This window comes from uncultured Jannaschia sp., assembly GCF_947503795.1.
Taxonomy (GTDB): domain Bacteria; phylum Pseudomonadota; class Alphaproteobacteria; order Rhodobacterales; family Rhodobacteraceae; genus Jannaschia.
This window is the reverse complement of record NZ_CANNEZ010000001.1, coordinates 2,148,878-2,159,930: the sequence shown is the minus strand read 5'-3', so window position 1 is coordinate 2,159,930 and position 11,053 is coordinate 2,148,878. Positions and strand designations below refer to the sequence as shown.

The following is an 11,053-nucleotide window of genomic DNA, read 5'->3' as shown; positions in this document are numbered from 1 at the left end:
ATTCCGCGCCGGGACCCCATGACTGCCGACCCCGCCCCTTCCATTCTCAGCCGCATGGTCGGCCGTCGCCCCGAAGCCGCCGCTCCGGGCGGTGCGGTCGCGGCCGGCCCCTTGCGCGCGCTGGTCACCGCGCTGCGTCGGGTGGGCGAGGCGACGTCGACGCTCGATCTCGACATCACGGAACGCAAGGCCGTCGTGGCCGAGGGCGAGGTCGCGCTCGAGGGGCTGCACGCCCAATCGCTGTGCTTCCTGATCGACCCGCCGGGGCTCGACCCGCACGCCCCGCCCGAGGCCGAGGCGCTGTCGCGCGTCACCGGCGTCGTGGTGCTGGAGCCTAAGATGGTCGACGCGCTGATCGAGGTGCAGACGCTCGGATGCGTCGACGGCCCCGGCCGCGAGCCGCGCCGCCCGACGCGCATCGACGCGGCACTGGCGCAGCCCTTCACGCGCGCGGTCCTGGGCCAGATCGACCGCATCCTGCCCGCCGATGCCGAGGACCCGCGACCGGGCAACCTGCGCACCGACAGCTTCGTGGCCGGGCCCGATCCGCTGCCGATGCTGCTGACCGCCCCCCGGATGCTGCGGCTGGAGGTCGGCCTGACGCTGGGCGGGGGCGAGCGGTCGGCGCGGATCGTCCTGTTGCTGCCGCTGCCCGAAGCGCCCGCCGCCGTGGGCGAGACGCTCCCGGCCGAACGGGACTGGGCCGGGGATCTGTCCGAGGTCGTGCGCGCGGCCCCGGTGCGTCTCGAGGCGGTGCTGCCGCCGCTGCGGATCTCGCTGGCGACGTTGACGGCGCTCAAGGTGGGCGACGTGCTGCCGCTGCCGCCGACGTCATTGATGGAGCTGACATTGCATGGCGGCGCGTCGGGCGTCTCGATCCCCGGCCGGCACCGCACCGGCCTCGGCGTGGCGCTGCCCGCGCGGCTGGGCCAGCTCAACGGCGCGCGGGCGGTCAAGCTGGGCGACCTGCCGGGGCAGCCGGCCACACGCGCGCCACCCCCGTCCGACCTCGCCGACCTCACCGCGCCGCCCCCGGCCCCGGCGATCCCCGAGCCGTGATGGGGGCAGCGTGTCGCGCCGCTTCGCCGCTCGCGGCCGGTATGTCGCCCGTCAGGCGAGGCCGCGACATGCTGGCGGACCCCGTCGGCCGGCCGTTGCGGGCGTGGCCCTACCTCCCATCCCCAGGTGGGGTTGTGTCGCGGGCGCGGGGCTGCAAGCTGGCGGCCACGAAGCGACGGGAGGGATCGACATGGGCGACACGAGCAAGGCCACGGGCCTTTTGGCGCGGATGCGGGCGGGCGACCGGCTGGCGGGCACCTTCATGAAGACACCCAGCCATGTCGCGCTGGAGATCCTGATGATGTCCGGGCTCGACTTCGTCTGCGTCGACGCCGAGCATTCGCCCTTCGACCGCACCGCGCTCGACGCCTGTCTCGCGGTGGCGCGCGCGCGCGACTTCCCTGTCCTCGTGCGCATCCTCGACGGGACGCCCGCGCGCATCCTCGACGTGATGGACATGGGGGCCACGGGCATCGTCGTGCCCCATGTCGACAGCGCCGAGAAGGCCCGCGCCATCGCCGCCGCCGCGCGGTTCGGCCATGGCGGACGCGGCTTCGCCGGATCGACCCGCTGGGCCAACTACACCGCCGAGACGATGCCCGACCTCCTCGACCGCTCGGCCGCCGAAACCGTCGTGCTGGTCCAGATCGAGGAGCCCGAGGGCGTCGAGGCCTGCGAGGCGATCGCGGCGCTGGACGGGATCGACGGACTCTTCATCGGGCCGGCGGACCTGTCGGTGGGCTACGGTCATCGCGGGCTCGACAATCCGGACCTGCCCAAGGCGATGGCGCGCGTCGGCGCGGCCTGCCGGGACGCGGGCAAGACCTACGCGACCTGGGTGCCGAACGCGGCGACGGCCGCCGACTGGTCCCGGCACGGGTTCACGCTCTTCGTGGTGGCGTCCGAGCACGGCTGGATCCTGCAGGGCGCGCGGGCGGTCGCCGCCGAGATCGCCGCCATCGACGGCTGACGCGACGGAGCCTTTCGCGGGACGCAACGGGGACTTGCGGCACCGGCATTGGTCATCGGGCAGGGCGGGGCCTAGGTGATGGGTCAACGGGGCTGACCTGTCCGGTCGCCCTGAGACCTGTTGTCCGGAGACGAACATGACCCATGATATGATCACCATCGAAACCCGCGCCCGCGCGCTGCGGGCCGAATATGTCCGCCAGGGCCTTGCGCGGCTCGTCGCGCGCCTGCGCGGCACCGCCGCCGCCCCGGCCGCGGCCTCCCGCGCCGCCTGAGGCGCGCTGGACAACGACCCGAGACGGCCCCCGCGCGGGGCCGTTTCCATGTCCGGGCCGATTGCGCGGGCGCGCCGCGCGGCCTAGAGGCGGAGCATGACAGACACCTCCCGCCCCGTGATCCGCCTGAAGCCCCGCGCCGATGCCCGCCGCATCCGCCACGGGCATCCGTGGGTCTTCGCCGACGACCTCGTGCTCGACCGCCGCGCGCGGGGGCTGGCCCCCGGCACGATCGCCGTGCTCGAGGATGCCGAGCGGTCGCCGCTGGGCGCGGTCGCGGTGACGCCTGGCTCGCGGATCGGGGCGCGGATGCTCGATGCCGACCCCGCGGCCGAAATCGACGGTGCCTGGATCGCCGCGCGGCTGTCACGCGCACTGGCCCACCGCGCGCGCGCCTATGATGCCCCGTTCTACCGGCTGGTCCATGCCGAGGCGGACGGGCTGCCGGGCGTGGTGATCGACCGCTTCGGCGCGGCCTGCGTCATCCAGCCCAACGCGGCTTGGGCCGACGCGCGGATCGAGGCATTCGCCGACGCGCTGGCCGGGATGGGGATGGCCCATATCCTTCTTAACGCAAGCGGGCGGGCGCGGACGGCCGAAGGGCTCGAGGGCGAAACGCGTTGGCTGCGCGGTGGGCTGGACGCGCCGGTCGAGGTGCCGATGAACGGCGCGATCTACCTGGCGGATCTGGCCGGCGGGCAGAAGACGGGGCTCTTCTATGACCAGCGACCGAACCACGCGCTGGTGGCCGGACTGGCGCGGGGCGCGTCGGTGCTCGATGTCTTCGCCCATGTCGGCGGCTTCGGACTGGCGGCGCTGGCGGGCGGGGCCGCGTCGGCCCTGGCGGTCGACGGCTCGGCCCCCGCGCTCGCGCTGGCCGAGCAGGGGGCCGGGGCGATGGGGGCATCGGACCGGTTCGCGACCCGCCGGGGCGATGCGTTCGATGTCATGGCCGCGCTCGCGACCGAGGAGGCGCGGTTCGGAATCGTCGTGGCCGATCCGCCCGCCTTCGCGCCCGCCAAGCCCGCGCTGACCGCGGGGTTGCGCGCCTACGAGCGGGTCGCGCGGCTGGCCGCGCCGTTGGTCGCGCCGGGCGGCTACCTCACGGTCTGTTCGTGCAGCCATGCCGCCGAGCTGTCGAAGTTCCGCGCGGCCTCGATCCGCGGGATCGGGCGGGGCGGGCGCGCCGCGCAACTGATCCACACAGGCTTCGCAGGGCCGGATCACCCTGTCCATCCGCAGCTGGCCGAGAGCGGGTATCTCAAGGCGCTGACCTTCCGGATGCTGGATTGACGCGCGCGTGAAGGTCTTTCTCGACGCCTGCGTGCTCTATCCGACGGTCCTGCGCGAAATCCTGATCGGGGTGGCGCGGGCGGGGCTCTACCAGCCGCTCTGGTCGCCGCGCGTGTTGGAGGAATGGGCGCGCGCGGCACGGAAACTGCCCGATGGCGAGACTATCGCGCGGGGCGAGATCGCGGCCCTCCGGGCGGCCTTTTCGGGCGCCGAAGTGCGGCCGGGTGCGGCGACCGAGGCTCGGATGTGGCTGCCCGATCCGAACGACATCCACGTTCTCGCGGCGGCGTCGGATGCGGGGGCGGATGTGCTCGTGACGCTGAACCTCAGGGATTTTCCGCGCCGCGACGTCTCGGCCGAGGGGATCGCGCTGCAGCCGCCCGACGCGTTCCTGATGGACCTGTGGATCCGGGATGGGCAGGCGGTCGGCGCGGCGGTCGAGGCGGTCCGCGTCGAAGCCGCGCGCCTCTCGGGCGAGGCGATGCCGCTCCGACCACTTCTCAAACGCGCGCGCCTCCCGCGTTTGGGCAAGGCGCTGGGCGAGGGTGGCGCGGGCTAGGTCCGCCGCCTAGGGCGCGGGGCGCAGGGTGGTGACGCCCACGGCCCCGGCCCGCGCGAGGTCGGGATCGAGCGTCATCGGGATGTATTCGCCTCGCCGCCAGAGCTCGCCCAGATCGTCGTAATGCCGCGAGAGCGGGTGGCCGGATTGCCCCGTGGACGTGATGAAGACGCTGCTTTCGGGGTCGGCGAAGTCGTAGACGCCGCGATAGGTGGCGGCATGGACGTTGGTGAAGGGGTCGGGATCCTCGCCCGAGGTGCGGCCCCGCTGAAGCGTGTGGTCGCCGCCGGAGGTGCTTTGCCGGATGTTGACGATCGCGCCCAGCAGGGGGACGTCGCCCAGCACGGGGTGGTCGTGCCGCGCTTCGTGGGCGTCGCCCCAGCGCCACGTCTCGACGCGGGCGCCGTAGCGGTCGTCGAGCCATTGCAGCGCGTCGTCCAGCGCCAGCCGCGCGACCATGGTGCAGGTCTCGACGGCCGTGGACTGGATGATGTCGCACCAGGTTCCGGCGCCGCCGATGTCGCGGAACACCCGCTCGATGAAGAGGGGCTGGACGCGGCCGTATTCATTGGCGAGCGGGCCGAGGTCGTCACGGATCAGCCGGTCCTGCAGCGCGCGCATCCAGGCCGCATAGATCAACGGCTCGGGCAGGTGCTCGGACATTTCGCCGTTCCACGCGGCCAGGAGCTGCAGCGCGGTCTGGCGGCGACGCTCGGGCGTGCCGCCGGGCGCGGATTCGCCGGTGAACCACAGGTCGCGTCCGACCAGCGGCAGGAGCGCGCGGGCCGTGATCGAAACGGAATCAAGCTGCGCCTCGATCAGGCTTTCGCGGGTATGGACTTCGCGCGCCTGCAACAGGCGGGACATCCGCTGCACCCGTTGGCTGTCGCCCCAGTAATGGCTGATATGGTCGGGGAAGGGGCGGTCGACGACCTTGTTGTTGGTATTGCCCAGAAGGCCGCTCTCGGGCGTCTCCCAGACGGGATTGGCCTCCGCGGGCTTCAGACCGGCCCAGCGGTTCGCACCCAGCCAGCCGGGCGCGGGGATGCGGCCCTGCGACTGGTGGCGGGCGTCGCGGTCGGGCTGGCGGCCCATGATCGTCATCGCGGTGCGGGTGCCGTCGGTCAGCATCAGGTTCTGGGCGGGCGCGATGAAATGCCGGGCGGCGTCGAGCGCGTCGTCGAGCGTTTCGGCGCGCATGATCTCGAGACCGGTGCGCATCGAGGTGTCCTCGGGCGAGAGGCCGGTCCAGGCGAGTGCGGCGACATGACCGCGCGGCGTGATCGTCCCGAGGTCGAACTGGCCCGCCGTGAGAACGGGTCCGTTCTGGGTGCGGCGCAGGGTCAGGGTGACGGGGCTCGCGTCCTTGATCGAGACGATGGAGCGCTCGGTCTCGAAGGCGGCCCAGCCGTCGGGGGTCTCGTACTGGGTCGGGTCGTCGGGGTTCAGCCGCTCGATCATCACGTCCTGGTCGTCGACATAGGTCGAGGTCAGGCCCCAGCCCATCCGCTCGGACCGGCCCACGAGGACGATGGGCATGCCGGGGATGGTGCCGCCGATGACGCCGCCCGTCTCGAGTTCCAGCCGCGCGAGATACCAGAGCGTCGGCGCCGACAGACCCATATGCGGGTCATTGGCCAGAAGTGCGGCCCCCGCGGCGGCGCGGTTGGGGGCGATGGCGAAGGCATTTGACGCGCCCGCGAGCCCGCTGGGTGCGACGGGCCAGAGATCGGGCGTCGCGGCCCCGGCGAATTGCGTTGGCGCCAGCGTCGGGAAGAGGTCGCGCATCCCCGCGAGGACGACCGTGCCGCTGCCGGGGATGTCGGGATGCAGGTCGGCGAGACGCTCGTCGGGCAGGATCAGCGAAGCGCGGGCGCGCCGCACCTCCTCGGTCAGGTGGCCCGAAAGCTGCAGGGCCATCAGCTTGACGACGGCGATGCTGTCGGCGGGCTGCCACGGGGCGATCTGCGGCTCGAAGAGGAAGAACTCCGGCGCGCCCCGCCCCGAGGCATCGCGGTTCACGACGGAAATGCGGGCATTCACCCCGGCGGCATAGGCGCGCAGCATCGCCATGGTCTCGGGGTCCTGGGCGGCGACGCTGGCGGTGGCGGCGCGGTAGATCCCGAGACGGCGCATCAGCTCGTCTGTGCGCAAGGTGCGGTTGCCGAAGACCTCCGAGAGGCGGCCCTGCGCCGTGCGCCGGAGCAGCGTCATCTGCCAGAGGCGATCCTGCGCATGGGCATAGCCGAGGCCGAAGAACACGTCCGCGTCGCCCGCGCCGAAGATATGGGGCACGTTGTGGGTATTGCGCACGATCTCGACCGGGGCGTCGATGCCGCGCACGGCCTCGGTCCGGTCGTAATCGGGCAGGCTGCGCGACGCGAGCCAGAGGACCGCGACGACCGAGAGGCCCGCCACCAGCAGCACCGCTGCCACGATGCGGACCGTCCATCGAAAGGCGCGTTCCATCCTGACCCCTGTTGACCCCTTGACCCACGGGCGGTCTAACCCCGCGTACAACCGGATGAAAGGGTGGCCCCATGGCGAAGCTTGCATTTCTGGGACTGGGCGTGATGGGCGGGCCGATGGCCGGGCATCTGGCCCGCGCGGGGCACGACGTCACGGTCTACAACCGGACCGCCGCCAAGGCCGAGGCCTGGGCGTCCGAGCATGGCGGCGGCCACGGCGCGACGCCGCGTGCGGCGGCCGAGGGGGCCGAGATGGTCATGGCCTGCGTCGGGAACGACGATGACCTCCGTTCGGTCTGCTTGGGCGAGGACGGGGCCTTCGCGGGCATGGCCGAGGGCACGGTCTTCGTCGATCACACGACCGTTTCGGCCGAGGTCACGCGCGAACTGGCCGAAGCGGCCACGGCGGCCGGGATCGCCTATGTCGACGCGCCGGTCTCGGGCGGGCAGGCCGGGGCCGAGAACGGCCAGCTCGTCATCATGTGCGGCGGGGCCGAGGCCGATTACGCCCGCGCCGAGCCGGTAATGGCGGCCTATGCCAAGCAGTCGCGCCGCATGGGCGAGGTGGGCGCGGGCCAGCTCACCAAGATGGTGAACCAGATCTGCATCGCGGGCCTGTTGCAGGGCCTCTCGGAAGGGATCGCCTTCGCCCAGAAGGCGGGGCTGGACGGTCGCGCGGTGATCGACGTGATCCAGGGCGGCGCCGCCGGATCGTGGCAGATGGTGAACCGCCACGAGACGATGCTCGACGGCGAATTCGAGCACGGCTTCGCGGTGGACTGGATGCGCAAGGATCTGGGGATCTGCCTGTCGGAGGCCGAGAATATCGGCGCGTCCCTGCCGGGCACGGCGCTAATCGACCAGTACTACAAGGACGTGCAGGCGATGGGCGGCGGCCGCTGGGACACGTCGAGCCTCGTGGCGCGGCTGAACAAGCTGGCCGACTGATCCTCGCCCGGCGATGGACGGCGACGGCGCCTCTGCGGTCATCCTGTTCTTCGCCTTGGGCGGGATCATCCTGCTCGTGGCGAAGGTCGCGGGGGCGTCGATGCGGTCGTCCGGCCGGCGCGCGGCCCCGCCCGCCCGGTCCCCTGAGCGCCCGCGCCTTCGGTCCCCGAGGCGCCCGCCTGTCCATGACGACCCGGCCACCTGGCGCGAGCCGAGCGGCTTCCCCCATCGGACGCGCAGCGCGACCCGGACGGTCCCGTCAACCGACCCGGCGCCGCGGCCCCATCCGCTGCCGCATCCCATCGCCGGGCGCGAGTTGCGCGGGCGGGTGCACGTCATCGACGGCGACACCATCATCATCGGGCGGGTGCGCCTGCGCCTCTGGGGGATCGACGCACCCGAACTGGACGAGCCGTGGGGCCAGAAGGCGAAATGGGCGATGATCGACATCTGCAAGGGGCAGACGATCACCGCCGTGCTGACGGGCGACGTGTCTTATGACCGCTATGTCGCGCGCTGCTATCGAGGCGACGACGAGGACATCGCGGGCGAGCTCGTGCGGCGCGGACTGGCGCTCGACTGGCCGCTCTTCTCGGGCGGCGCGTTCGCGCGGCTGGAAGACCCGGAGCTGCGCAAGAAGCTGCGCTATCTCCGCGCCAAGCAGGCGCAGACCGGGCCCTAGCCCAGACCCGCGAAGACCTCGTCGAGGGCCGCGCCCAGCTTGTCGAACATCTCGTCCATCTGCGCGTCGGTGGTGATGAAGGGCGGGCAAAGCACGATCGACTGGCCCAGTGGACGGCAGATCAGCCCGTGATCGGTGCAGGTGTTCGCGATCCGCTCGGACACCGAGAGATCGCCGTCCCAAGGCGTCTTGGTGGCCTTGTCCTTGACGGCCTCCAGCGCGCCCATCAAACCGCGGCCCCGCCATTCGCCGATATGCTCGTGTTCGGCCAGCCGGGCGAGACCGGCCTCGAAGGCGGGGGTCAGGCGGCGGACGTTGTCGAGAAGCCCGCCCTCGACCAGCTCGATGGCTTTCAGCGCGATGGCGCAGCCGACCGGGTGGCCCGAGGCCGTGAAGCCGTGGGGGAATTCCTCGATCGCGTCGGTCGCGCGCTGCAGCCGGTCGCCCAGTTCGGGGCCGAGGATGACGGCGCCCATGGGGAAATAGCCCGCCGTCAGGGCCTTGGACGCGATGATGGCGTCGGGGGTGAAGCCGTAGGTCTGGCAACCCCACATCTCGCCCGTGCGCCCGAAGCCGGTGATGACCTCGTCGGCGATGACGGGGATGTCGTGGGCGCGCAGGATCGGAAGGATCGCGTCGAAATAGCCCTCGGACGGCGGGATGACGCCGCCCGCGCCCTGCACTGGCTCGGCGAAGAACCCGGCGATGGTGTCGGCGCCTTCGCGGGCGATCACCTCCTCCAGTTCCGCGGCGAGGCGGGCGGTGAACTGGGCCTCGCTCTCGCCCTCGCGGCCCTCGCGCCAGTAATGCGGGCAGGTCAGGTGGACGAAGCCCGGCAGCGGCAGGCCGAAGACCGAGTTGTAGGGTTTGCCGGTCATCGACGCCGAAACGGCGGTGACCCCGTGATAGGCGTTCACGCGGGTCAGGATCTTGCGGCGCTGGGGCCGGCCTTCCGCGCCGTGGAGGAACCACAGCATCTTGACCATGGTGTCGTTCGCCTCGGACCCCGAATTCGTGTAGAAGGTCCGCGCGCCGTCGAAGGGGGCGACCGCCGCCAGCTTTTCGGACAGCTCGACCGTGGTGTCGGCCATGCGTCCGAAGAACGCGTGGTAGCCGGGGAACTTTGCGTATTGGTCCTGCGCCGCGCGGATCAGGTCGGGGTCGTCGAAGCCCGCGATCATGTTCCAGAGCCCGGAATTCGCGTCGAGATAGCGCCGCCCTTCGGTGTCGATCACGTAGGGCCCCTCGCCATGGGTGACGACGACGGTACCACGCGCCTCGATCGAGGGGAGGTCGGTGAAGCCGAAGAAGCTGTGGGCGCGGGCGCGCGCGTCCCAGGAGTTCGGCAGGGTCGTGTCGGGCATGGGATCACCGTTGGAAGAGGGTCTGCACGACGCTACGCCCGTGCCTTCGCGCCGTCCATCCGCGACCTTCCTGCATCATCTGGCCGGAAAGGGCGCCGCCGGAGGGGCGCGCACTTTCAATGGCTTGGCGCGCCCGTCAGGATCGGACCCCGGGAGGTCCGCCATGTCATCCACGTTCTTTGGAGCGATCGCAGACGATTTCACCGGGGCGACCGACCTCGCCGCGATGCTGTCGCGTGCGGGCGTGGCCGTGACCCTTCGGATCGGTGTGCCCGAGGGCCCGACCGAGGCGACGGCCTTCGAGGTCATCGCGCTGAAGATCCGGACCGTCCCGCCCGAGGATGCCGTGGCCGAGGCGCGGGCGGCGCTGCGCTGGCTGCGCGCGCAGGGGGCCGAGCGGATCTTCTGGAAGTACTGCTCGACCTTCGATTCGACGCCGCGCGGGAATATCGGCCCGGTGGCCGACGCGCTGATGTCCGATCTGGGGCTCGACCGGGCCATTCACTGCCCCGCCTTCCCCGAGAACGGGCGGCGCGTGTTCATGGGGCATCTCTACGTGGGCGAACTGCCCCTGCACGAGAGCCCGATGAAGGATCACCCGCTGACCCCGATGCGGGACTCGTCGCTCGAGCGGCTGCTGGCGCCGCAGGTCGCGCGCGAGACGGGGCTGATCGCGTTTCCGACCGTACGGGCGGGGGCGGCGGCGGTGCGCGCGGCACTGGACGACCTGCGCGGGCATGTGGTGGTGGACGCGGTCGAAGGCGACGATCTCGCCGTGATCGCCGAGGCGGTGCAGGGCGCGGACTTGGTCTGCGGCGGCTCGGCGATCGCGCAACCGCTGCCGGCGCTCTGGCGCGACGCGGGCGCGGGGCTCGCGGCGCCCGCCGATTTGCCGGAGGCCGGGGGCGGGCAGATCGTTCTCTCGGGCTCGTGCTCGGCGATGACGCGGGCGCAGGTGGGGGCGTATATCGATGCGGGCGCGTCGGGCTACCGGCTGGACCCGATGGAATTGGCGAAGGGCGGGCTCGCGGCGGCGCGGACATGGCTCGCGGCGCAGCCGGTCGACGCCCCGAAGATCATCTTCGCGACCGCCGAGCCCAAGACCGTCGCCGCCGCGCAGGAGGCGCTGGGCGTGGCCCGCGCGGGCACGTTGGTCGAGGATGCGCTGGCGCAACTGGCCCGCGATGCGCGCGAGATGGGCGTAGGCCGGATCGTGGTCGCGGGCGGTGAGACGTCGGGTGCCGTGACACGCGCTCTGGAGGTCGAGAGCCTGCGCATCGGCCCGGAGATCGCGCCCGGCGTGCCGTGGTGCTTTACGAATGACGATACGGCGCTGGCGCTGAAATCGGGCAATTTCGGCTCGGAGCGGTTCTTCGCGGAGGCGTTCGAGATGCTGGAAACGGGGGCCGCGGCCGCCGAGTGATGCACCCCGGCGC

General features: G+C 72.0%; 10 protein-coding genes. 8 read left to right on the top strand and 2 right to left on the bottom strand.

Features of this window, described 5'->3' with window-relative positions:
• Positions 1-18: 18 nt before the first annotated feature.
• The 5 genes from Q0833_RS11255 to Q0833_RS11235 all read left to right on the top strand — a co-directional run bounded on the left by Q0833_RS11255 (position 19) and on the right by Q0833_RS11235 (position 4,155).
• Positions 19-1,059 (top strand): FliM/FliN family flagellar motor switch protein, encoded by a 1,041-nt coding sequence (locus Q0833_RS11255; RefSeq protein WP_298434184.1) that lies wholly within the window; start codon positions 19-21, stop codon positions 1,057-1,059.
• A gap of 190 nt (positions 1,060-1,249) precedes the next feature.
• Entirely contained in the window at positions 1,250-2,029 is a 780-nt protein-coding gene (locus tag Q0833_RS11250) for an aldolase/citrate lyase family protein (RefSeq protein ID WP_298434181.1), read from the top strand.
• Positions 2,030-2,165: 136 nt separating this feature from the next.
• Positions 2,166-2,303 carry an RSP_7527 family protein gene (locus tag Q0833_RS11245; RefSeq protein WP_298434178.1) on the top strand — a complete coding sequence of 46 codons (138 nt, stop codon included), beginning with the start codon at positions 2,166-2,168 and terminating at the stop codon, positions 2,301-2,303.
• Positions 2,304-2,399: 96 nt separating this feature from the next.
• Entirely contained in the window at positions 2,400-3,596 is a 1,197-nt protein-coding gene (locus tag Q0833_RS11240; protein WP_298434175.1) for an RSP_2647 family RNA methyltransferase, read from the top strand.
• A 7-nt stretch (positions 3,597-3,603) separates the two neighbouring features.
• Positions 3,604-4,155 (top strand): RSP_2648 family PIN domain-containing protein, encoded by a 552-nt coding sequence (locus Q0833_RS11235; RefSeq protein ID WP_298434172.1) that lies wholly within the window; start codon positions 3,604-3,606, stop codon positions 4,153-4,155.
• A gap of 9 nt (positions 4,156-4,164) precedes the next feature.
• Here Q0833_RS11235 and Q0833_RS11230 read toward each other — a convergent pair whose 3' ends face one another.
• Complete coding sequence (locus tag Q0833_RS11230) at positions 4,165-6,624, bottom strand: penicillin acylase family protein (RefSeq protein WP_298434169.1); 2,460 nt, start codon at positions 6,622-6,624, stop codon at positions 4,165-4,167.
• A gap of 71 nt (positions 6,625-6,695) precedes the next feature.
• On the opposite strand from Q0833_RS11230, the gene Q0833_RS11225 reads away from it, so the two are divergent.
• The gene (locus Q0833_RS11225; protein ID WP_298434166.1) at positions 6,696-7,571 is read left to right on the top strand and encodes an NAD(P)-dependent oxidoreductase; all 876 of its coding nucleotides are present in this window, start codon (positions 6,696-6,698) and stop codon (positions 7,569-7,571) included.
• Positions 7,572-7,584: 13 nt separating this feature from the next.
• On the top strand, positions 7,585-8,253 hold the full coding sequence (locus Q0833_RS11220) for a thermonuclease family protein (protein WP_298434162.1): 669 nt from the start codon (positions 7,585-7,587) through the stop codon (positions 8,251-8,253).
• Here Q0833_RS11220 and Q0833_RS11215 read toward each other — a convergent pair.
• A complete protein-coding gene (locus Q0833_RS11215) occupies positions 8,250-9,617 on the bottom strand; it encodes an aminotransferase (RefSeq protein ID WP_298434159.1) in 1,368 nt (455 codons plus the stop codon). The two genes, Q0833_RS11220 and Q0833_RS11215, sit on opposite strands and share 4 nt — an antisense overlap.
• Positions 9,618-9,780: 163 nt before the next feature.
• Here Q0833_RS11215 and otnK point away from each other — a divergent pair, with 163 nt between their 5' ends.
• Positions 9,781-11,040 (top strand): 3-oxo-tetronate kinase, encoded by a 1,260-nt coding sequence (gene otnK / locus Q0833_RS11210; RefSeq protein ID WP_298434156.1) that lies wholly within the window; start codon positions 9,781-9,783, stop codon positions 11,038-11,040.
• The last annotated feature ends 13 nt before the right edge of the window (positions 11,041-11,053 follow it).